Origin of the sequence: Aeromonas rivuli (assembly GCF_020149575.1) — a bacterium.
In the GTDB taxonomy this organism is placed as follows: domain Bacteria; phylum Pseudomonadota; class Gammaproteobacteria; order Enterobacterales; family Aeromonadaceae; genus Aeromonas; species Aeromonas rivuli.
Genome location: NZ_CP079742.1, coordinates 3,615,467 through 3,637,193, shown reverse-complemented (window position 1 = coordinate 3,637,193; position 21,727 = coordinate 3,615,467). Strand labels below are relative to the sequence as shown.

General features: G+C 59.2%; 18 protein-coding genes. 15 read left to right on the top strand and 3 right to left on the bottom strand.

Annotated elements, in window-relative coordinates; genetic code table 11:
- The first annotated feature begins 145 nt into the window (after positions 1-145).
- The 10 genes from rpoE to pdxJ all read left to right on the top strand — a co-directional run bounded on the left by rpoE (position 146) and on the right by pdxJ (position 8,968).
- Complete coding sequence (gene rpoE / locus KYK33_RS16715; protein WP_005898862.1) at positions 146-727, top strand: RNA polymerase sigma factor RpoE; 582 nt, start codon at positions 146-148, stop codon at positions 725-727.
- A gap of 22 nt (positions 728-749) precedes the next feature.
- Complete coding sequence (locus KYK33_RS16710; protein WP_224431235.1) at positions 750-1,331, top strand: sigma-E factor negative regulatory protein; 582 nt, start codon at positions 750-752, stop codon at positions 1,329-1,331.
- A gap of 41 nt (positions 1,332-1,372) precedes the next feature.
- Positions 1,373-2,353 (top strand): MucB/RseB C-terminal domain-containing protein, encoded by a 981-nt coding sequence (locus KYK33_RS16705; protein WP_224431234.1) that lies wholly within the window; start codon positions 1,373-1,375, stop codon positions 2,351-2,353.
- 61 nt (positions 2,354-2,414) lie between these two features.
- Entirely contained in the window at positions 2,415-2,876 is a 462-nt protein-coding gene (locus KYK33_RS16700; protein ID WP_224433041.1) for a SoxR reducing system RseC family protein, read from the top strand.
- Positions 2,877-2,992: 116 nt separating this feature from the next.
- Positions 2,993-4,786 carry a translation elongation factor 4 gene (lepA, locus tag KYK33_RS16695; RefSeq protein ID WP_224431233.1) on the top strand — a complete coding sequence of 598 codons (1,794 nt, stop codon included), beginning with the start codon at positions 2,993-2,995 and terminating at the stop codon, positions 4,784-4,786.
- A 3-nt stretch (positions 4,787-4,789) separates the two neighbouring features.
- Positions 4,790-5,713: a signal peptidase I gene (gene lepB, locus KYK33_RS16690; RefSeq protein WP_042042968.1), complete on the top strand. Its 924-nt coding sequence runs from the start codon at positions 4,790-4,792 to the stop codon at positions 5,711-5,713.
- A 2-nt stretch (positions 5,714-5,715) separates the two neighbouring features.
- Positions 5,716-6,387 (top strand): ribonuclease III, encoded by a 672-nt coding sequence (gene rnc, locus KYK33_RS16685; protein ID WP_042043031.1) that lies wholly within the window; start codon positions 5,716-5,718, stop codon positions 6,385-6,387.
- Between the two features lie 120 nt (positions 6,388-6,507).
- On the top strand, positions 6,508-7,413 hold the full coding sequence (gene era, locus KYK33_RS16680; RefSeq protein WP_224431232.1) for a GTPase Era: 906 nt from the start codon (positions 6,508-6,510) through the stop codon (positions 7,411-7,413).
- Between the two features lie 14 nt (positions 7,414-7,427).
- The gene (recO, locus tag KYK33_RS16675; protein WP_042042972.1) at positions 7,428-8,138 is read left to right on the top strand and encodes a DNA repair protein RecO; all 711 of its coding nucleotides are present in this window, start codon (positions 7,428-7,430) and stop codon (positions 8,136-8,138) included.
- Between the two features lie 92 nt (positions 8,139-8,230).
- Entirely contained in the window at positions 8,231-8,968 is a 738-nt protein-coding gene (gene pdxJ, locus KYK33_RS16670; RefSeq protein WP_042042973.1) for a pyridoxine 5'-phosphate synthase, read from the top strand.
- Between the two features lie 284 nt (positions 8,969-9,252).
- Here pdxJ and KYK33_RS16665 read toward each other — a convergent pair whose 3' ends face one another.
- The 3 genes from KYK33_RS16665 to barA all read right to left on the bottom strand — a co-directional run bounded on the left by KYK33_RS16665 (position 9,253) and on the right by barA (position 13,443).
- A complete protein-coding gene (locus KYK33_RS16665; RefSeq protein ID WP_318010401.1) occupies positions 9,253-10,161 on the bottom strand; it encodes an N-acetylmuramoyl-L-alanine amidase in 909 nt (302 codons plus the stop codon).
- A gap of 3 nt (positions 10,162-10,164) precedes the next feature.
- The gene (locus KYK33_RS16660) at positions 10,165-10,644 is read right to left on the bottom strand and encodes a YehS family protein (protein WP_042042974.1); all 480 of its coding nucleotides are present in this window, start codon (positions 10,642-10,644) and stop codon (positions 10,165-10,167) included.
- An 84-nt stretch (positions 10,645-10,728) separates the two neighbouring features.
- Entirely contained in the window at positions 10,729-13,443 is a 2,715-nt protein-coding gene (gene barA, locus KYK33_RS16655) for a two-component sensor histidine kinase BarA (RefSeq protein WP_224431231.1), read from the bottom strand.
- Between the two features lie 461 nt (positions 13,444-13,904).
- Between barA and rlmD the strand changes: the two genes are divergently transcribed.
- From rlmD to eno, 5 genes are all read left to right on the top strand, one after another.
- On the top strand, positions 13,905-15,227 hold the full coding sequence (rlmD, locus tag KYK33_RS16650) for a 23S rRNA (uracil(1939)-C(5))-methyltransferase RlmD (RefSeq protein WP_224431230.1): 1,323 nt from the start codon (positions 13,905-13,907) through the stop codon (positions 15,225-15,227).
- Positions 15,228-15,380: 153 nt separating this feature from the next.
- Positions 15,381-17,588 carry a GTP diphosphokinase gene (gene relA, locus KYK33_RS16645; protein WP_224431229.1) on the top strand — a complete coding sequence of 736 codons (2,208 nt, stop codon included), beginning with the start codon at positions 15,381-15,383 and terminating at the stop codon, positions 17,586-17,588.
- Between the two features lie 60 nt (positions 17,589-17,648).
- Positions 17,649-18,452: a nucleoside triphosphate pyrophosphohydrolase gene (gene mazG, locus KYK33_RS16640; RefSeq protein ID WP_224431228.1), complete on the top strand. Its 804-nt coding sequence runs from the start codon at positions 17,649-17,651 to the stop codon at positions 18,450-18,452.
- 141 nt (positions 18,453-18,593) lie between these two features.
- On the top strand, positions 18,594-20,231 hold the full coding sequence (gene pyrG, locus KYK33_RS16635; RefSeq protein WP_042042981.1) for a glutamine hydrolyzing CTP synthase: 1,638 nt from the start codon (positions 18,594-18,596) through the stop codon (positions 20,229-20,231).
- Between the two features lie 91 nt (positions 20,232-20,322).
- Entirely contained in the window at positions 20,323-21,621 is a 1,299-nt protein-coding gene (gene eno, locus KYK33_RS16630) for a phosphopyruvate hydratase (RefSeq protein ID WP_042042982.1), read from the top strand.
- Positions 21,622-21,727: the final 106 nt, after the last annotated feature.

The following is a 21,727-nucleotide window of genomic DNA, read 5'->3' as shown; positions in this document are numbered from 1 at the left end:
TAGCCCAAGCAAGGGTAACGGTGCAGCACGCATCACTTTTTTTTCAACTAAAGCGAACTTTCTCTGATTCTCCCTGTCTGAACTTGTGCGCTTAGGAAGGGCCGGAAAAGAAAAACGATAACCTTAATGGGGGTCTTACGGCCTGATGAGCGACCAGAATTTACTGGACGAACAACTGGTTGAGCGAGTCCAACGTGGCGATAAAAACGCGTTCAACCTGTTGGTAAAAAAATACCAACACAAGGTGGTCAACCTGGTAGCCAGGTATGTCAATAATCCGGGCGATGTGCCGGATGTAGCGCAAGAGGCGTTTATCAAAGCCTATCGGGCGCTGCCGACATTCCGTGGCGAGAGTGCCTTCTACACCTGGTTGTACCGAATTGCCGTCAATACGGCCAAGAATTACATCACCTCCCAAGGGCGCAGGCCGCCCAGCAGTGACGTGGAGGCTGACGAGGCAGAATACTACGCTGGTGGAGAAGCCCTGCAAGAGGTCGCCACCCCGGAGAATCTGGCACTGACCGACGAGATAAAACGGACAGTGTTTGCCGCCATAGAGGCGCTGCCTGAGGACTTGAGGACAGCTATCACCCTTCGTGAATTGGAAGGGCTGAGCTATGAAGAGATTGCAGAAATCATGGATTGTCCTGTGGGTACGGTGAGATCCCGCATCTTCAGGGCGAGGGACGCAATCGATAAAAAGCTGAAACCTCTGACTGAGAATTAAACTGGGGAAGACAGGTTAACTTATGGCAAATAAACAGCAAATCTCGGCCCTGATGGATGGTGACCTGAGTGATGTACAGGAACTCGACTTCTTGGCGATGGATGCCGAGTCGCGGGATACCTGGAGCCGTTACCATCTGATCGGTGATGCCATGCGGGGAGATCTGCCGCTCAATCTGCAGCTGGATCTCAGCGACAAGATAGCCTTGGCACTCGATGAGGAGCCAACCATATTGGCTCCGATCGCGGCACCTGTTCCGCCTGTGCGGCAACCCGGTCGCGTCATTCCCTTCCTGCGCCGTGCGGGCCAGCAATTTGGTCAGTATGCCATTGCCGCCTCGGTCGCCGCTGCCGTCATCTTTGGGGTGCAGCAGTATCAGGGTCAGGATCCTGCCATGCAGACCAATCCTGTGCTGAACACCATACCCGTCGGCGGCAGTGCCGCACCGGTGAGTGTTCACTACGCCCAGGAGGGTGACCGAGCAAGTCGTCAGCAAACATTGAACGAGCAGCAGATGAATGAGCAGCGGGCGCGTATCAATGCCTTCCTGCGCGATCACCAGTTGCAGCAGCGCTTGTTGCAAGACAAGCAGGTTCAGGAATAAGGGCCTATCCGCCATCACCCTCTTCTCTCAGGAATGCTAACGTGCGCCAGTCCAGCCGTATCCTGCTGGCATCTGTCCTGCTGATTTGTGCCAAGGCCTCGGCCGACGAAATGTCGGCCGAGGCCTTGTTGCAGCAGATGCAGAGTGCCTCTACCCAACAGAATTTCGAACTCTCCATGGTCAAGGCGAGGCAGGGGCGGATCGAACCGCTCCGGATCAGCCACGCCATCATTGATGGCAAAGAGGTGGCTCATCTGAGCTATCTGGATGGCAAGGCGGTGGAGTACCTGCAGCGCCAAAATGAGTTCACCTTCTTCGAGAACACCCACGAACCCTATACCCTCAAAGGCGGTCGCTTCCCCGGTATCTGGTCCACCCTGGTCAGCATGCCGCTGGCGCGGGTGCTGGCTAGCTACGATCTGGTGGTCGCCGGTCGCAGCCGGGTGGCAGGTCGTGTCTCCCAAGTGATCCGCATGGTGCCCAAGGAAGCGGACAAGTACGGTTTCGTGCTCTGGCTCGATGAAGAGAGCCACTTGCTGCTGCGTGCCGATATGATCGACAAGGAGGGTAACCTGGTCGAGCAGGTGCTGGGGGTGGATCTCGATCTGATGACGACGCCATCCCCCTGGTTGGTGACCCTGGCCAGCAGCCAGCTGCCTCAGGCGTTGGCGTTGGAGGATGCCTATCCGGCCCCCCAGCAGACCCTGAACTGGCAGATCACCTGGTTACCAGAGGGCTTCAAGGTACTCTCTCAGGACAAGCATCAGTTGGTGACCACCAGTACCCCGGTCGATTACATGATGCTCTCCGATGGTCTGGTCGATCTCTCCGTTTACGTGGTCCGGGTCGATCCCAAGCAGGCGGTGCGTCAGCAACTCATCCGCCAGGGGGCAACCTCTCTGGTGAGTTTCGTCAACGATGTCGGGGTCGAGATCACTGTGGTGGGTGAGGTTCCGGCCGATACCGCCAAGCGTATCGCCGAGTCGGTGCGCCCGCTGACCCGCAACGAGACAGTGCAGTAGGCGTGCTGATGACGTATGGTGGGCGGGATCAGAGAAGAAGAGGACGTTAACCTTGGATGAGATGAGCGAAGAGGTGGCGACAGTGGTCGCCATTGACGAACAACACATCTGGGTTGAGTGTGAGCGGCGTTCCGCCTGCAGTGGCTGCCAGCAGCAGTCCAACTGCGGTACCGGGACGGTTGCCAAGGCCTTTCCCCAACGTCAGCAACGGATCCGGGTACCGAGAACCATGACGCTGGCGGTGGGTCAGCAGGTGCGGCTCGGCATCCCTCAGCAGAGTCTGCTGCGTGGTGCCGCCCTGGTGTATGTGTTGCCCCTGTTCTGTCTGCTCGTCGGAGCCTTGCTCGGCCAGCTTTGGTTGGCCCCCCTGCTTGAGGGAGGCGAGGGCATCACCATTCTCAGCTGCCTGGGGGGAGGAGCCCTGGGATTCCTGCTGGTTCGCTTCTATTCAAACCGTCTCGACCAGGGGGCTTACGGTCCCCGCATTTTGGGCGCGGTACTCACCACTCGCACCCTGTCATAACCATGTTGGCCAGCACCTGGCCTACCCGCCGACTAAAGATTGGCCGTTTAGCGGGTTATCCAGTAAAATCCTGCCTCCATATCCGGCCCTAACCTAATTTGAGTGATCCCTGCTCGATGAAATACATTCGTAACTTTTCGATTATTGCGCACATAGACCACGGTAAATCGACCCTGTCGGACCGTCTGATCCAGACTTGTGGCGGCCTGTCCGACCGTGAGATGCAGGCTCAGGTGCTTGACTCCATGGACCTGGAGCGCGAGCGCGGCATTACCATCAAAGCGCAGAGTGTGACCCTGAACTACCAGGCTCAAGACGGTAACACCTACCAGCTGAACTTTATCGACACCCCGGGTCACGTGGACTTCTCCTATGAGGTATCCCGCTCGCTGGCTGCCTGTGAAGGTGCACTGCTGGTGGTCGATGCCGGTCAGGGGGTTGAGGCACAGACTCTGGCCAACTGCTACACCGCCATGGAAATGGCGCTGGAAGTGGTGCCAGTGCTCAACAAGATAGACTTGCCTGCCGCCGAACCCGAGCGGGTCGCCGAAGAAATTGAAGATATCGTCGGCATCGACGCCATGGAAGCGGTGCGTTGCTCCGCCAAGACCGGCCTCGGGGTCGATCTGGTGCTGGAAGAGATCGTGGCCCGCATCCCGCCTCCCGAAGGAGATCCCGATGCCCCGCTGCAAGCGCTGATCATCGACTCCTGGTTCGACTCCTACCTGGGCGTGGTTTCTCTGGTGCGCGTCAAAAACGGCTCACTCAAGAAGAACGACAAGATCAAGGTGATGAGCACCGGTCAGGTGTGGGGCGTGGATCGCATCGGCATCTTCACTCCCAAGCAAGTCGACACCCAGGGTCTGGGTTGCGGCGAGGTAGGTTGGGTGGTGTGCGGCATCAAGGACATCCACGGCGCCCCCGTCGGCGATACCCTGACCCAGGCCAAGAATGGTGCCGACAAGGCGCTGGCGGGCTTCAAGAAGGTCAAGCCGCAGGTTTATGCCGGTCTGTTCCCCATCTCCAGCGATGACTATGAGTCATTCCGTGATGCGCTCGACAAACTCTCCCTGAATGACGCCTCCCTGTTCTTCGAGCCAGAGAGCTCGACCGCGCTGGGCTTTGGCTTCCGCTGTGGCTTCCTTGGCATGTTGCACATGGAGATCATCCAGGAGCGCCTGGAGCGGGAATACGATCTGGAGCTGATCACCACGGCACCGACCGTAGTTTATGAGATTGAGCTCAACGATGGCTCGACCATCCACATCGACAGCCCGGCTGCGATGCCTGCCTTGAACAACATCAAGGAGATGCGCGAGCCTATCGCCGAGTGCAACATACTGCTGCCGCAGGCGTACATGGGCAACGTCATCACCCTCTGTATCGAGAAGCGTGGCGTGCAGACCAACATGGTTTACCACGGTAACCAGGTGGCGCTGACCTATGACATCCCCATGGCGGAGGTGGTGCTCGACTTCTTCGACCGCCTCAAGTCTACCAGCCGTGGCTACGCCTCCCTGGATTACGGCTTCAAGCGCTTCGAAACCTCCGACATGGTGCGCCTCGACATCATGATCAACGGCGATCGCGTCGATGCTCTGGCCATCATCACCCACAAGGAGAACGCCCAGTATCGCGGTCGCCAGGTGGTGGAGAAGATGCGTGAGTTGATCCCGCGCCAGATGTTCGATATTGCCATTCAGGCCTCTATTGGCAGCCAGATCATCGCCCGCAGCACCGTCAAGGCGTTGCGTAAAGACGTGACTGCCAAGTGCTACGGTGGCGATGTGAGCCGGAAGAAGAAACTGCTGAACAAGCAGAAAGAAGGCAAGAAGCGGATGAAGTCCATCGGTCGTGTCGACGTGCCGCAAGAGGCCTTCCTCGCCATTCTCCACGTAGGAAAGGATTAATCGATGGCAAGTACGTTTTCCCTGATCCTGGTTATCGTCTGTGCGGTGACCGGCATTATCTGGTGTATCGACAAGCTGGTGTGGTCCAAGCAAAGGGCCGCCAAGATTGCCATGGCCCGTGCCCATGGCGGTGCAGGCCTGGATGAGAAGACCCTCGCCAAGGTGGCGCCGGTGCCGGTATGGATAGAGCAGACGGCGGGGATCTTCCCCGTCATCACCCTGGTGCTGATACTGCGCTCCTTCTTGTTCGAGCCGTTCCAGATCCCGTCGGGCTCCATGATGCCGACCCTGCTGGTGGGCGACTTCATCCTGGTGGAGAAGTTTGCCTACGGCCTCAAGGATCCGGTCAGCAACACCAAGTTCCTCGAAACCGGTGAACCACAACGCGGCGATGTGGTGGTATTCAAGTATCCGCTGGATACCCGGATTGACTACATCAAGCGAGTGGTCGGCATGCCGGGGGACAGGGTCATCTATCGCAACAAGCAGATCATGATCCGTCCCAAGTGCGAGGAGCAGGCAGGGAAAACGTGCCCGGGTTTCAAGAAGCTCGATGTCAGCTTCGACCAGCGTGGGGAATTCAGCCAGATGGGTATCCCCCTGGATCGCTTTACCGAGCAGTTGGGTAGCGTGAGCCACGATACCCTGCGCAACCCCCTGATGCCGGATCTGGTGGATCGCTACTATCGCCAGCCCGGTACCTACCCGGATGAATGGGTCGTACCAGAGGGTCACTACTTCGTGATGGGCGATAACCGTGACAACAGTACCGACAGCCGTTTCTGGGGCTTCGTGCCCGAGCAGAATCTGGTCGGCAAGGCCGTTGCCATCTGGATCAGTTTCGAATTTGAGCGCGACGAGAGCTCCTGGCTGCCAAGCTGGGTGCCGACCGACGTGCGCTTCAACCGCATCGGCGGAATAAAGTAATGATGAATATCAAGATGAACAGACTGCAGTCCCGTCTCGGGCATGTCTTTTCGGACAAGGATATGTTGACCCGCGCCCTGACCCACAGAAGCGCAGGATCCCGCCACAACGAGCGTCTGGAGTTCCTCGGGGACTCCATCCTCAGCCTGGTGATTGCTGATGCGCTCTTCCACCGCTTCCCGCAAGCAGCGGAAGGGGATCTCAGCCGGATGCGTGCCACCCTGGTGCGCGAGAAGACCCTGGCCGAACTCGGCCGCGAGTTCGAGCTTGGGGATCACCTGATCCTGGGGCCGGGCGAGCTCAAGAGCGGCGGTTATCGTCGTGAATCCATCTTGGCCGATACGGTCGAGGCGATGATAGGCGCCGTCTATCTGGATACCGATCTCGAGGCGGTGCGGACCCTGTTGCTGAGCTGGTATGCCAGCCGCCTGGATGAGATAAAGCCGGGCATAGAGCAGAAGGATCCCAAGACCCGCCTGCAAGAGATACTGCAGGGAAGCCGCAAATCCCTGCCGACCTACACTGTGACCAAGGTCAAGGGTGAGGCGCACAATCAGGAGTTCACCGTGCACTGTGAGGTGGATGGCCTGGATGAGCCACTTATTGGGGTCGGCACCAGCCGCCGCAAGGCCGAGCAGGCCGCGGCGCAGCAAGCACTGGAAAGACTGTCATGACTGCTATTGATGCAAGAGGCCGCGGTCTTTCAACACAGCAAGCACTGGAAAGACTGTCATGACTGCTATTGATGCAAGAGGCCGCGGTCTTTCAACACAACAGGCACTGGAAAAACTGTCATGACGGATACAGATACCACTTACTGCGGCTTTGTCGCCATCGTGGGCCGCCCCAACGTGGGCAAGTCCACCCTGCTCAACAAGCTGCTTGGCCAGAAGGTGAGCATTACCTCGAAGAAACCCCAGACCACCCGTCACCGGATTTTGGGGATCGACACCGAGGACAACTATCAGACCATCTTTGTGGATACCCCGGGTCTGCACATCGAAGAGAAGCGGGCCATCAACCGGCTGATGAACCGTGCCGCCACCAGTTCTCTGGGGGATGTGGCCATGGTGGTGTTCATGGTCGACGGCACCCACTGGACCAAGGATGACGACATGGTGCTCGGCAAGCTGCGCCATCTGCCCTGTCCCGTGGTGCTGGCGGTCAACAAGATAGACAACGTCAAGGACAAGGAAGACCTGCTGCCCCACCTGGAGTGGCTCGGTCAGCAGATGAAGTTCTCCCATATCCTGCCCATCAGTGCCGAGAAGGGCACCAACGTGGAGAAGATCCGCGAGTGGGCCAAGGATCTGCTGCCGGAAAACGTGCACTTCTTCCCGGAAGATTACGTGACAGACCGTTCGTCCCGCTTCATGGCCTCCGAGATCATCCGTGAGAAGCTGATGCGCTTCACCGGTGAGGAGCTGCCCTATTCGGTGACCGTGGAGATAGAGCGCTTCAAGGTCGAAGATAACGGTATCTACTACATCAATGGCGTGATCCTGGTGGAGCGCGATGGCCAGAAGAAGATGGTCATCGGCAACAAGGGTGAGCGGATCAAGACCATAGGCACAGAAGCGCGCATCGACATGGAACGCCTGTTCCAGAACAAGGTGCACCTGGAGCTGTGGGTCAAGGTCAAGTCGGGCTGGGCCGATGATGAGCGCGCCCTGCGCAGCCTTGGCTATGGTGATGATTAAGTGGTGATGATCGATTGCTGACACCGGCCTTCGTTATCCACAGTCGGCCCTATCGGGAGACCAGTCAGCTGGTCGAGGTATTCACCCAGGATAGTGGCCGATTTACCCTGGTGGCTCGCGGTTCTCGCGGGCCACGTTCCCCTCTAAAAGGGCTGCTGCAGCCTTTCTCCCTGCTCACCATTGCCTGGCGTGGCAAGGGGGATCTCAAAAACCTGACCGCAGTCGAGTGCCCGGACTACTCCCTGCGTCTGAGCGGCGACCTGCTGTTCTATGGTCTCTATCTCAACGAGCTGGTCTACTACCTGCTGGAAGCCCATACCCCCTTTCCCGAGGTGTTTGATGGCTATGCCCGCGCGTTGATGGCGCTCACCGATGGCGAGACCCCCGAGCTGCCCCTGCGTCGTTTCGAGTTTCTGTTGCTGCAATCCCTCGGCTATGCGGTGGATTTTGAATATGCCGCCGACGATGAGAGCATCATAAGGCCCGAGTTATTGTATGGCTTCGAGCGCGAACTCGGTTTCGTGGCTTGCGAGCGCACGGCAGATCCCCGTACCCTGTTCCTCGGTGCTCACCTGCTGGCCTTCGCCGAGGGGCGTTTCGATAGCCCGGCACTGTTGCAGGCGGCCAAACGGTTCAGCCGCCTGGCGCTGCAACCCTACCTGGGAAAGCGGCAACTCAAGAGCCGGGAGCTGTTTATCAAGCGAAAGAGTAGCGTCTCGGCTTGAGGGATCATGGACTCTGTTCAGAGGCGGGTTGGCCCAAGGGCGACCGACCCGGTCCGTAGTGGATTTTTATACAGACTTTCAAGGAGTTGTTAATGAGCGATATCTATCTGGGCGTGAACATAGACCACATTGCCACCCTGCGTAACGCCCGGGGCACCCAGTACCCGGATCCGGTGCAGGCCGCCTTCGTCGCCGAGCAGGCAGGGGCAGATGGCATTACCGTTCACCTGCGCGAAGACAGACGCCACATTACCGACCGTGATGTCGAGATCCTGCGTCAGACCATACAGACCAGAATGAACCTGGAGATGGCGGTGACCGAGGAGATGATCGAGATCGCCTGCCGTATCAAGCCGCATTTCGTCTGCCTGGTGCCGGAAAAGCGCACCGAGGTGACCACGGAAGGCGGTCTGGATGTGGCGGGTCAGCTCGATAAAATCACCGATGCGGTGCGTCGGCTGAGTGAGGTGGGTGCCAAGGTATCGCTGTTTATCGATGCGGATTATCAGCAGATAGACGCGGCCGTGGCGAGTGGTGCTCCCTTTATCGAAATCCACACCGGCCGCTATGCCGATGCTCCCACCGACAGTGAGCGCTGCGCCGAGTTCAAGCGCATCGCCGCCGGGGCTTCCTATGCCGCCGATAAAGGACTCAAGGTCAATGCTGGCCACGGTCTGCACTACCACAATGTTCAGGCCATCGCCGCCATCCCCGAGATCTATGAGCTCAACATTGGTCACGCCATCATAGGCCGTGCCGCCTTCGATGGTCTGGCCAAGGCGGTCGCCGACATGCGCGTCCTGATGCAGGAGGCGCGCGCCAGCGTCTGATACCCTCAATCGGCCACAGCATGTCTCTCGATGAACCGCCAGCGGGCTATCCCGCTGGCGGTTTCTTTTTTGGGGGAGGGCAGGGCTGGAGCTAGTCTGGCGCTCGGCATCAGGGATGCACCGGGTCGTATTTATCAAGCAGGGCCATCAGGGAGATGACCTGACTCGCGACTCAGGGATGTGCTGGGTGGTACTTCTCAAGCAGGGCCATCAGGGAGATGACCTGACTCGCGACTCAGGGATGCGCTGGATGGTACTTCTCAAGCAGGGCCATGACTCGCGACTCAGGGGGGCGTTGGATGGTACTTCTCAAGCAGGGCCATGAGGATGGCCTGACTCTCATTGTCGGGTTCGCTGTCGACCCTGGCCGCGCGAAAATGGAGCTGAAAGGCGCGCAGGGCATCCCGGCTTTGGGCATCCCAATCACCGCTCTGGGGCAGGTCATAGCCATAGCGAGCAAGCGCCTGCTGCCAGCGTGCGGCATCCCAGCGCCCCTGGGGAGCCTGTTCCAGCTCGGCGTTCAATACCGCCACCCGCGCCTCATCGGGCCAGGCGCCCACCCCGTACTCCAGAGAGAGGCGCCGCCAGGGGAAACGAGGGCCGGGATCCAGCTTGCGGGTCGGCGCTATGTCGCTATGAGCCAGCACATGGGTCGGGGGGATGTGATAGCGCTCAACAAGATCTTGACTGAGCGCGCCAACGGCGGCGATTTGTGCCTCGGTGAAAGCTTGCCAGTGGCGGGCATCAATCGGCAGTTGAGCCTCCTTGGTGTCGTAGCCCAGGTTCACTATCTCTATACCCAGCGAGCTGGCGTTAAGCCCGGCCTGATTGTGCCAGCGACTGCGGCCCGCATGCCAGGCGCGCTGGCTGTCCGGTACTAGCTGATAGATGGGCAGGGGGCTGCGATCCGGGGCGCGGGGCACCAGATAGTGGGCGCTGACCTTGTAGGGGGATTGGGTGAGCAGGCGCAGGGAGTGGTCATCATCTTCATCCGTGTAGTGCAGGATCAGGAAGGCGATGCGGCCATCCTGGCTGGCGCTCTGATATTGGTGTTCGAGCCGATAGTGGGCGGGTTTGCAACCTTGCAGGACGAGGAGCACCAGCAGGAGGCTACAGCAGAGTACAAGGGGAGAGAGCGGCGCCGCGCTCCACCCCAGGGAGCGGATCTGGTGGGGGAGCGACGGCGCAGCCATGACTCAGCCGCGCAGCTGCGCAGTCAGGCCAAGCAGGAAGTTGCGCAGTATCTGATCGCCGCAATCCTGATAGTGTTTGTGATCCTTGGAGCGGAACAGGGCACTCAGCTCGGATTTGGAGAGCTTGAAGTCGGCGGCCTTGAGGGTTGCCAGCATGTCATCTTCCTTGAAATTCAAGGCGATGCGCAATTTACGCAAGATAAGATTGTTGTTGATCCGGTTGGGGATCTGCTGGGGCGGCGCGTCTTCGCGTACACCACGGCGCACGACTATCATGCCGTCGAGGAACTGGCTGAGGGCAGCGTCAGGGCAGGCGACAAAACCGGCTTCCTGCTCTTCCCCTTCGGCGGCTTCTTTGAGCAACCAGCTGTGCAGCAGGGCGTGATCGACGGGCAGGTTGCCTTTGGCAAACATCTCGACCATCTGGTCGTTGCTGATGCTGAGGGCATAACGCAGGCGGCGCAATATATCGTTGTTGGTCATGATGACTCCTGTAAAAAAGCGGGCAACTGTACCACTTGCCGGAGGTGGCGTCAGAAAAAGCGGCCAGGACTGCGCCAGCTTCCCTTAAAGGTAGCGGGGCGCTTCGGCACGCACCTGCTCGATGGCGTCTTGCAACTCCAGTAACTCGGGTTCCAGTTCGGCCAGGACGGTGCCATCACGCAACTGCTGCTCGAGTTGGGAGAGCAGACGCTGCAGGCCTGGCACGCCGGAATAGGCACAGCCGCCATTGAGCCGATGGATCTGATCCAGCACCTGCTGCTGTTCGGCCTCCCCCCGGATGGCGGCATCCAGCAGGGGATCCAGCTCGTCGAAGCTTATCAGCAACATGGTCAGCATCTCTTTGGCCAGTTCAGGCTTGTTGGCCGCCTGGCGCACGGCCAGGGTCCAGTCTATCTGCTGGATGGTACTGCTCTGGTGACGCCTGTGGGCGAAGTCCTTGATGAGTTGAGCCAGCATGCCTTCGTCGATGGGCTTGGCCAGGTAGTCGTCCATGCCCTGGCGGATCAGGCGCTCGCGCTCCCCCGGAATGGCGTGGGCCGTCACCGCCACTATGGGAGTCTCGGTATTGAGGGACTGACTGCGGATCACCTGAGTGGCACTGATGCCATCCATGATCGGCATCTGTATGTCCATGAAGATGATGTCAAAGCCCTGGCTCTGGGCCTGCTTGACCGCCTCCTTGCCGTTCTTGCACAGCACCACCTGGCTGACCATCTCCTTGAGCATGGCGGCAATCAGTTTGAGGTTGGCGGCATTGTCATCCACCGCCAGCACCCTGATGTCCTCAATCTGGCGGGGCGGGATCTGGGGCAGTGCCAAAGGCGCGTTGCTGACCGCCTCTGGGGAGAGCAGGGCATGGAGCAATTTGCGGTGATTGATGGGCTTGGAGAGACAATGTTGGGCCCCATGCTGGTGCATCTTCTCATACAACGCCGGCTCGTGGCTGCTCAGTAGCACGATGCGATTCTGCTGCCCCTTGAGATCGTCAAGGCGGGCCAAGACCGATTCTGTGCTGTGGCGCTGGCTGCTGCCGATCACCACTATGTCCTGGTCGGTGATGGTGGGCCAGGGGGCATTGGGCTCGACCAGCACGACATCCAGCAGCCACTCCTTCAGCAGGGCGCACAGAGAGGCCTGAGCGAAGGGATCCGCCTCCAGCAACCAGACGCGTCTGCCACGGATGCGGTCCAGCGGCAGCTGATCGGCCTGGGGCAGGGGCGAGACTTCCAGATCCAGGCTGAAGGTGAATACGGAGCCCTGTCCGAGCTCGGATTCGAAGCGGATGAGGCCGCCCATCTGCTGCACCAGTTTCTGGGTGATGACCAGGCCCAGGCCGGTGCCCCCATAACGTCGGGAGATGGAGGAGTCGGCCTGGTTGAAGGCCTGGAACAGTTGGCGCTGCTGATCCGGCGAGATGCCGATACCGGTGTCGCGGATCTGCACATTGAGGCGGAATGTGCCTTGGTGCAGGGGGCCGCTCTGGCTGATGTGGACATCCACGTTGCCCTGCTCGGTGAACTTGATGGCATTGCCTGCCAGGTTGGTGATCACCTGTTGCAGCCGCATGGGATCGCCGGTGAGATGATCCGGCACCTCGGTATCGACGCGCAGTGAGAGCTCGAGCTGCTTGTCGTGGGCGCTCGGGCCGAGCAGGTGCATGGTCTCGTTGAGGGTGTCGCGCAGGCTGAACGGGATATGCTCGAGTTGCAGTTTGCCCGCCTCCAGCTTGGAGAAGTCGAGGATGTCGTTGATGATGCCGAGCAGGTTGCGGGCCGACTTCTCTATGGTCTGCATGTAGTCGGTCTGACTCGGGGTCAACGCCGTCTTGAGCAGTTGGCGGGTGAAGCCGATGACCCCATTGAGCGGGGTGCGCAGCTCGTGAGACATGTTGGCGAGGAACTCGGATTTGACCCTGGCCGCCTCCTGAGCCCGCTTCTTGGCCATGTCGAGCTCGACGTTCTGGATCTCTATCTGTTCAAGCGTTTCCCGCAGGTCTGAGGTGGCCTGATCGATATTCTGCTGCATCTCCTCGTGATATTCGGAGAGCGCCTTGGCCATGGCGTTGATGCCATTTTTCAGCATGTCCAGCTCACCGGTAAGCTGGCCGCTGACCCGGGTATCGAGCCGCCCTTCCCTGATTTTGTGCACCGCCTTCACCATGTCAGTGATGGGCTGAGTCACGCTCTTGACCAGTCGGAAGCCGAACAGGGTACTGACGGCGAGGCCGATCAGCACCATGACCACCGCGAAGAAGGTATCGCGATATTGCAAGATCATGGCCCTGTCGGTGGTCATCTGCATCGAGATATAGCCAATGACGGGGGGCTCGACATCGCTGGGCAGCGGGAAGCCATCCAGGCTGGTTTCGGCCTGGATCGGGGTGCGCAGGATGATGTCGTCCCCATAGAGGGTGACGCTGGTGAGTTCGGGTATGGTGCTGCCATCCGGCAGCCGCAGCCGGGTGAAGTCGCGGTGATAGTTGGACGTCACGAACAGCTGGTTGTCCTGGGTAAAGACGGCGATGGACTTGATGAGCGGTGAGTTCTTGCGGTGAGTCAGGCCAATCAGCCGTTTGAGGGACTCACGACTGTGCTGGGTCATGCCATATTCACTGGCGATGGCCAGGGGCTCTATGATGTTGATGCCCTGATCGATGAGATTGTTTTCCAGCTGCTGATAGCGGTGGAAGGTGAAATAACCCGCCATCAGGCCGCCAATGATCAGGGTCGGCAATATGGTAAAGGCCAGCACACGGGCTCGAAGGCCGTACTTGGTCATGCGGATGCTCCCCCGATGAGCAGGCTGGGCAAGATTGTCAATGACACGACACGGGCTCGAAGGCCGTACTTGGTCATGCGGATGGTCCCCCGATGAGCAGGCTGGGCGAGATTGTCAATGACACGGCATGAGCGCGAAGGCCGGACTTGGTCATGCGGATGGTCCCCCGATGAGCAGGGTGGGCGAGATTGTCAATGACACGGCATGAGCGCGCAGGCCGGATTTGGTCATGCGGATGGTCCTCCGATGAGCAGGGTGGGCGAGATTGTCAATGACACGGCATGAGCGCGCAGGCCGGATTTGGTCATGGGAATAGTCCCCCGAAGCGCCGGGTAGGCAAGAGGGTGAGCGACGGTGCGCGGGCCCGCAGGCCGGATTTGGTCATACTATTATTCTTGTGGGACAATAGCCTGCTGCAGATTCCACAATCATGACATAGCCACCTATAGGCACCAAGTTTTATGGCCCAGTTTTTCAAGCCCCAAAAGAAATCCACCCAGCTCCAACGTATTGAAATTACGGTAGACAATCTGGACCACCACTGCGTCGGCATCGGCCGTCATCAGGGGAAAGCCGTCTTCGTGGAAGGGGCCCTGCCCGGTGAACGGGTCAAGGTACGCCTCACCGAGGACAAGAAACAGTACGCGCATGCGATCTTGCAGCAGGTGGTGAGCCCGGCCGAGAACCGTATCGTGCCTTTCTGTGGCCATTATCGCGAGTGTGGTGGCTGCAACGCCCAGCATCTGAGCGGTGCCGATCAGCTCGCCGCCAAACAGGCCGGGCTGGTTAGCCTCTTTTCCCGCCTGAGCAACATCCAGGCCCCTGAGCTGGCCCCCGCCCTGGCAGGGGAGTCCCGTGCCTACCGCCGGGTCTGTCGCCTGGCCATCAAGTTTGACAAGAATGGCCGCTGCACCCGGCTTGGCTTTCGCCGTCGCCAGTCCAACGACCTGGTCGAGATAGGCAGCTGCCCTGTGCTGGCAGACCCCCTCTCGGTGTTGATTGCCCCGCTGCGCGCTTGCCTGAACGGGCTCAAGAGTCAGCGCGAACTGGGCCACGTAGAGCTGATCCAGGCTGAGCAGGGAGTGCTCATGTTGCTGCGTCACACCGGTCGGCCAAACGAGATGGATCGCGCCCTGTTGCTGGCATTTGCCGAGGAGCATGGCATCGACCTCTATCTGCAGGCGGCAGATGAGCAGATAGAAGCGCTAAGTCAGCGGTTTGCCCCCTCTTATCAACTAGATGGCCTGGCTCTTGCATTCGCTCCCGGTGATTTTATCCAGATCAATGGTGGCATCAACCAGGCCATGGTGGCCCAGGCCATCGACTGGCTCGGGGTGGGGGCCGGGGACAAGGTGCTGGATCTGTTCTGTGGCATAGGCAACTTCACCCTGCCGCTGGCTCGCAAGGCCCGGGAAGTGGTCGGGGTGGAAGGGGATCTTGCCATGGTGGCGCGCGCCACTCAGAACGCCGAGCGCAACGGTATTGGCAATGCCCGCTTCTACAAGGCGGATTTGAGCGGCGATATCGCCGGCATGTCCTGGGCGAGGGAAGGCTTCGATCTGGTGCTGCTGGATCCCGCTCGCCCCGGCGCCTTGGCCGTGATGGAGCATGTAGTGAAACTTTCCCCTAAGCGGGTGGTCTATGTCTCCTGCAATCCGGTCACCCTGGCTCGGGACAGCAAGGTGCTGATCGAGGGGGGCTATCGCCTGAGTCAACTCGGCATGCTGGATATGTTCCCGCACACAGGCCATCTCGAATCCATGGCGTTGTTCGAGCTGGGGTGATTGCAGTAATCTGATACCTCGCCAAGGAGGACAACCACAGCCGGGCAGTATCTCCGGCTTGAAATTCGGTTGTTGCATCCCCATTTGAGGCGAGTCTCGTCAAAGTGCGGGGGCAGGCGTCAGCCTGGGCCCCAATAATTAAGGATTGATACCATGGTTGCGGTTCGCGATATTCATTTGAAAGACAACTTCACCCTGGATGAGTGGATACGTTCCCTCTCCCTCGGGGAAGCTGAGAAAGACCAGCTGCGAACCGTATACCAGTATTGCGTGAGTCAGGGCGAGGAGGGGCTTACTTCCCGGCTGTTGGTGCGCGGCGTGGAAATGGTGGGCATCTTGATGATGCTCAACATGGACGTCGCCACCCTCAAGGCCGCCATCCTTTACCCCTTCGTCGAGACCGGCCTTATCCCGGCGGCCCGGATGGAAGAGGATTTCGGCACCAAGATCGCCAAGTTGGTGGAAGGGGTGCTGGAGATGGAGGCCATCCGCTCCTTGCAGACCCTGCATCGCAGCGAGACCTCACCGGAGCAGGTCGACAATGTGCGGCGCATGCTGCTCGCCATGGTCGAGGACGTGCGCGCCGTGGTGATCAAGCTGGCGGAGCGGATAGCTTGTCTGCGCGAAGCCAAGCTGGCGGATGAAGAGACCCGGGTGCTGATGGCCCAGGAGATCACCAACATCTATGCACCGCTCGCCAATCGGCTCGGCATAGGTCAGCTCAAGTGGGAGCTTGAGGATCTCGCGTTTCGCTACCTGCACCCGGAGACCTACAAGCAGATCGCCAAGCAGCTCGACGAGAAGCGCCTGGACCGCGAGCGCTACATCCGCGAATTCGTACAATCCCTGCGCGATGCCTTGCAAGAGGCCGGGGTCGAGGCCGAGGTCTATGGCCGTCCGAAACACATCTACAGCATCTGGCGCAAGATGCAGAAGAAGCACCTCGAATTCAACGAACTGTTTGACGTGCGCGCGGTGCGGGTCGTCACCAAGCGGTTGCAGGACTGCTATGCGGCGCTGGGCATAGTACACACTCACTTCCACCATATTCCCCGTGAATTTGACGACTATGTCGCCAACCCCAAGCCCAACGGCTATCAGTCCATCCACACGGTGGTCGTGGGCAACGAGGGCAAGGCGGTGGAGATCCAGATCCGTACCGACCAGATGCACCAGGATGCCGAGCTCGGCGTCGCGGCCCACTGGCGTTACAAGGAAGGGGCCCAGGTTGCCAAGACCACCACTTTCGAAGACAAGATCGAGTGGTTGCGCAAGCTGCTCGCCTGGCAGGAGGATCTCTCCGAGAGCGGCTCCCTGCTCGAAGATCTGCGCAGTCAGGTGTTCGAGGACAGGGTCTATGTGTTCACCCCGAAAGGGGATGTCATCGACTTGCCGGCGGGCGCCACGCCTCTCGATTTTGCCTATCACGTGCACAGCATGATCGGCCACCGCTGCATCGGCACCAAGATAGATGGCCGGATAGTGCCCTTTACTTACACCTTGCAGACCGGGGATCAGGTCGAGGTGATCACCCAGAAGGAGCCGAACCCGAGCCGGGACTGGATGAACCCCAATGCCGGTTTCCTGCGTTCGAGCCGGGCCCGCGCCAAGGTCGCCACCTGGTTCCGCAAGCTGGACAGGGACAAGAATGTCGCCGCCGGCAAGGAGCTGCTCGATAAAGAGCTGGACAGGCATAACCTGACCCTCTCCAAGGTGGACAAGCAGGCGCTGGAGCGCTTCAACGCCGAAGAGCTCGACGATTTGCTGGCGGGCATTGGCAGCGGTGATATCCGCATCAACCAGCTGCTCAATTACCTCGATACCCGCTACAACAAGCCATCGGCGGAAGAGGAAGATCGCCGCCTGCTGGCGAAGCTGGAGCAGAAGGCCAATACGCCCTTCCGCACCAAGCCCAAGGATCATATCGTCGTGGAAGGGGTGGGCAATCTGATGACCCACATCGCCCGCTGCTGTCAACCGATCCCCGGAGACGCCATCCAGGGCTTCATCACCATGGGCCGTGGCGTCTCGATCCACCGGGATGACTGCGAGCAGCTCAAAGAGTTGTCTCGCCGCAATCCTGAGCGACTTATCGATGCGGTCTGGGGCGAGAACTACTCCGGCGGCTACGGCCTGACCATCCGCATCCTCTCCAACGACAGATCCGGCCTGCTGCGCGACATCACCACAGTGCTCGCCAACGAGAAGATCAACGTGATGGGGGTGCGTTCACGCTCCAACGTCAAGGATCAGACCGCCGAGATCGATATGGAGCTGGAGATCTACAACATCAACGCCTTCAACCGCGCCCTGGCCAAGCTCAGCCAGCTCAACGACGTGATCAGCGCCAAGCGCCTCTAAACTCCGCTGACCGGCCCGTGTGGCCGGTCACTCTTTTGACGAATCGAAAGCGAAGACCCCATGTCCAATACCCAAGGCTACGACCTGCCCCGACTGCTCGAAATAATGGCTCAACTGCGCTCCCCGCAGGGCGGTTGTCCCTGGGATCTCAAGCAGAGCTTCCAGACCATAGTGCCCCACACCCTGGAGGAGGCCTATGAGGTGGCCGATGCGATAGAGACTCAGGATTGGCAGGGATTGAAAGGGGAGCTGGGGGATCTGTTGTTCCAGGTGGTGTTCTATGCCCAGCTTGGCAAGGAGCAGGGCTTGTTTGACTTCGCCGATATCGTTGCGGCGGTGAGCGAAAAACTCATTCGCCGTCATCCTCATGTCTTCGCCGATGCAGACCTGAATGACGAACAGGCAGTCAAGCTGAACTGGGAGGCGGAGAAGGCCAAGGAGCGTGCGGCGCTGGATAAGTCGAGCGTGCTCGATGATATCCCCCTCGCCCTGCCGGCCCTGACCCGGGCCGCCAAGATCCAGAAACGCTGCGCCACAGTGGGGTTTGACTGGAAGACCCTCGGCCCCGTGGTAGACAAGATCCACGAGGAGATCGACGAGGTGATGGAAGAGGCGTTGATGGCGGATGTGGACGAGGAGAGGGTCAGCGACGAGCTCGGCGATCTGCTGTTTGCCACCGTCAATCTGGTCCGTCATCTGGGCAAGGATCCCGAACAAGTGCTGCGTGGCGCCAATGCCAAGTTCGAGCGCCGCTTTCGCCAAGTTGAGCACTTTATCGCCGCAGAAGGGCTCAAGATGACCGATTGTTCCCTGGAAAAACTCGATGCCGCCTGGGACAAAGCCAAGCAAACCGAGCAAAGTTGATTTGGCGCAAGGCGTGCGGTGCCCGGGCCTGATAGATTTTTGTTCATTGTTTGGGAGAGGGGGTTTTGGTATACTGTTTCCCCGTCCTGCTTCATCCCCGAAGCACCCCTTAAAAATCCCTAAACTTCTTTCAGGTTCAGCATGACGACAAAATATATTTTTGTAACTGGTGGCGTTGTTTCATCCCTCGGCAAAGGCATTGCCGCAGCTTCTCTGGCAGCCATTCTGGAAGCCCGTGGTCTGGATGTGACCATCATGAAACTGGACCCCTACATCAACGTGGATCCGGGCACCATGAGCCCGACCCAGCACGGTGAAGTGTTCGTAACCGAGGACGGGGCCGAGACCGATCTGGATCTGGGCCATTACGAGCGTTTCATCCGCACCAAGATGACCCGTCGCAACAACTTCACCACAGGCCGTATCTACGCCGACGTGCTGCGTAAAGAGCGCCGTGGCGATTATCTGGGTGCCACCATCCAGGTTATTCCGCACATCACCAATGCCATCAAGGAGCGGGTGATTGCCGGTGCCGAAGGCCATCAGGTGGCCATCGTCGAAGTGGGCGGCACAGTGGGCGACATCGAATCCCTGCCGTTCCTCGAGGCCCTGCGTCAGCTGGCGGCAGAAGTGGGTCGCGACAGCGCCATGTTCATGCACCTGACCCTGGTCCCTTACCTGGCGGCTGCCGGTGAGGTCAAGACCAAGCCGACCCAGCACTCCGTCAAGGAGATGCTCTCCATCGGTATCCAGCCGGATGTGCTGATCTGCCGCTCCGACCGTGCCATTCCGGCCAACGAGCGTGCCAAGATAGCCCTGTTCTGCAACGTGCCGGAGCGCGCCGTCATCTCCATGAAGGACGTCGACTCCATCTACAAGATCCCGGCCCTGCTGCGCTCCCAGAACCTCGACAACTACTTCATCGAGCGTTTCGGTCTGGTGTGCAAAGAGGCGGATCTGTGCGAGTGGGAACAGGTTATCTATGAAGAAGCCAACCCGACTGCCGAAGTGACCATCGGCATGGTGGGCAAGTATGTCTCCCTGCCCGATGCCTACAAGTCCGTCAACGAAGCACTCAAGCACGGTGGTCTCAAGACCCGGCTGTCGGTCAATATTCGTTACATCGACTCTCAGGACATCGAGACCCGCGGTGCAGAGCAATTGGAAGGCCTGGACGCTATCCTGGTCCCGGGTGGCTTCGGCGAGCGCGGCGTGGAAGGTAAAATTCTGGCCGCCAAGTATGCCCGTGAGAACAAGATCCCGTATCTGGGTATCTGCCTCGGCATGCAAGTCGCGCTGATCGAGTTTGCGCGCAACGTCGCTGGCCTGGAAGGGGCTCACTCCTCCGAATTCAAGAAAGATTGCGCTTATCCGGTCGTCGGCCTCATCACCGAATGGGTTGATGAAGAGGGCAATGTCGAGACTCGTACCGAGAAATCCGATCTGGGTGGCACCATGCGTCTGGGTTCCCAGCTCTGCCACCTGGTCGAAGATTCCAAGGTGCGTCAGATGTACGGCAGCCCGACCATATACGAGCGTCACCGCCACCGTTATGAGGTGAACAACAAGCTGTTGCCGCAGATTGAAGCGGCGGGTTTGAAAGTGACCGGTCTCTCCGCCGACAAGAAATTGGTGGAAATTATCGAGATCCCGGATCACCCTTGGTTCGTGGCGGCGCAGTTCCACCCGGAGTTCACCTCGACTCCCCGTGATGGTCACGCCCTGTTTGCAGGCTTTGTTAAGGCCGCTGGTGAGTATCAGAAGCGCAATTTGAAGTAATTGAAAATCAAACGCGGTTGAGGCAATGTGCCACAACCGCTTTTTTTGAAATGCCTTTTGTTGTTTTTTTACGAAACCTGAGGAAATACACATGTCCAAGATCGTTAAAGTGATCGGTCGTGAAATCATCGACTCCCGTGGTAACCCGACCGTTGAGGCCGAAGTGCATCTGGAAGGTGGTTTTGTTGGTATGGCAGCCGCTCCGTCTGGCGCCTCCACCGGTTCCCGCGAAGCGCTGGAACTGCGTGACGGCGACAAGAGCCGTTTCCTGGGTAAAGGCGTGCTGAAAGCCATCGAAGCCGTCAACGGCCCGATCGCCCAAGCGCTGCTGGGTAAAGATGCCAAGGATCAGGCCGCTATTGACCAGATCATGATCGATCTGGACGGTACTGAGAACAAATCCAAGTTTGGCGCCAACGCCATCCTGGCCGTCTCCCTGGCCAACGCCAAAGCCGCCGCCACTGCCAAGGGCCTGCCGCTGTACGCTCACATCGCCGAGCTGAACGGTACCCCGGGTGTTTACTCCATGCCGCTGCCCATGATGAACATCATCAACGGTGGTGAGCACGCCGACAACAACGTCGACATCCAGGAGTTCATGATCCAGCCGGTTGGCGCCAAGACCCTGAAAGAAGCCATCCGCATGGGTGCCGAGGTCTTCCACAACCTGGCCAAGGTGCTGAAGTCCAAAGGTTATGCGACTGCTGTTGGTGACGAAGGTGGCTTCGCGCCTAACCTGAAATCCAACGCCGAAGCGCTGGAAGTGATCGCCGAAGCCGTTGCTGCTGCTGGTTACAAGCTGGGTAGCGACATCACCCTGGCCATGGACTGCGCCGCTTCCGAGTTCTATGACGCCGAGAAGAACGAGTACAACCTGAAGGGCGAAGGCCGTATCTTCACCTCCAACGAGTTCTCTGACTACCTGGCCGACCTGACCACCAAGTTCCCGATCGTCTCCATCGAAGATGGCCTGGACGAATCCGACTGGGACGGTTTTGCCTACCAGACCAAAGAGCTGGGTAGCAAGATCCAGATCGTGGGTGACGACCTGTTCGTAACCAACACCAAGATCCTCAAGCGCGGCATCGACAACGGCATCGCCAACTCCATCCTGATCAAGTTCAACCAGATCGGTTCCCTGACCGAAACTCTGGCTGCCATCAAGATGGCCAAAGACGCTGGCTACACCGCCGTCATCTCCCACCGTTCCGGTGAGACCGAAGACGCGACCATCGCCGACCTGGCGGTAGGTACTGCTGCTGGCCAGATCAAGACCGGTTCCATGAGCCGTTCTGACCGTGTTGCCAAGTACAACCAGCTGATCCGTATCGAAGAAGCCCTGGGTGCCAAGGCTCCGTTCCGCGGTCTGAAAGAAGTGAAAGGTCAGTAATTTCTGGCTGCACTTCAGCGTCACGCTGTTGAAAGCCCCGCCATCTGGCGGGGCTTTTTTATTTTTAGCGCCAAGCTGGCGCTTTTCATCAGCGGTCGGGCCAAGA

What these genes read in the sequence shown, in the direction of transcription:
- relA (WP_224431229.1), top strand. Translation starts at nt 15,381, where the DNA reads ATGGTTGCGGTTCGCGATATTCATTTGAAAGACAACTTCACCCTGGAT.
- lepA (WP_224431233.1), top strand. Translation starts at nt 2,993, where the DNA reads ATGAAATACATTCGTAACTTTTCGATTATTGCGCACATAGACCACGGT.
- barA (WP_224431231.1), bottom strand. Translation starts at nt 13,443, where the DNA reads ATGACCAAGTACGGCCTTCGAGCCCGTGTGCTGGCCTTTACCATATTG.
- mazG (WP_224431228.1), top strand. Translation starts at nt 17,649, where the DNA reads ATGTCCAATACCCAAGGCTACGACCTGCCCCGACTGCTCGAAATAATG.
- KYK33_RS16660 (WP_042042974.1), bottom strand. Translation starts at nt 10,644, where the DNA reads ATGACCAACAACGATATATTGCGCCGCCTGCGTTATGCCCTCAGCATC.
- KYK33_RS16665 (WP_318010401.1), bottom strand. Translation starts at nt 10,161, where the DNA reads ATGGCTGCGCCGTCGCTCCCCCACCAGATCCGCTCCCTGGGGTGGAGC.
- rlmD (WP_224431230.1), top strand. Translation starts at nt 13,905, where the DNA reads ATGGCCCAGTTTTTCAAGCCCCAAAAGAAATCCACCCAGCTCCAACGT.
- rnc (WP_042043031.1), top strand. Translation starts at nt 5,716, where the DNA reads ATGAATATCAAGATGAACAGACTGCAGTCCCGTCTCGGGCATGTCTTT.
- eno (WP_042042982.1), top strand. Translation starts at nt 20,323, where the DNA reads ATGTCCAAGATCGTTAAAGTGATCGGTCGTGAAATCATCGACTCCCGT.
- KYK33_RS16700 (WP_224433041.1), top strand. Translation starts at nt 2,415, where the DNA reads ATGAGCGAAGAGGTGGCGACAGTGGTCGCCATTGACGAACAACACATC.
- pdxJ (WP_042042973.1), top strand. Translation starts at nt 8,231, where the DNA reads ATGAGCGATATCTATCTGGGCGTGAACATAGACCACATTGCCACCCTG.
- pyrG (WP_042042981.1), top strand. Translation starts at nt 18,594, where the DNA reads ATGACGACAAAATATATTTTTGTAACTGGTGGCGTTGTTTCATCCCTC.
- era (WP_224431232.1), top strand. Translation starts at nt 6,508, where the DNA reads ATGACGGATACAGATACCACTTACTGCGGCTTTGTCGCCATCGTGGGC.
- lepB (WP_042042968.1), top strand. Translation starts at nt 4,790, where the DNA reads ATGGCAAGTACGTTTTCCCTGATCCTGGTTATCGTCTGTGCGGTGACC.
- rpoE (WP_005898862.1), top strand. Translation starts at nt 146, where the DNA reads ATGAGCGACCAGAATTTACTGGACGAACAACTGGTTGAGCGAGTCCAA.
- KYK33_RS16710 (WP_224431235.1), top strand. Translation starts at nt 750, where the DNA reads ATGGCAAATAAACAGCAAATCTCGGCCCTGATGGATGGTGACCTGAGT.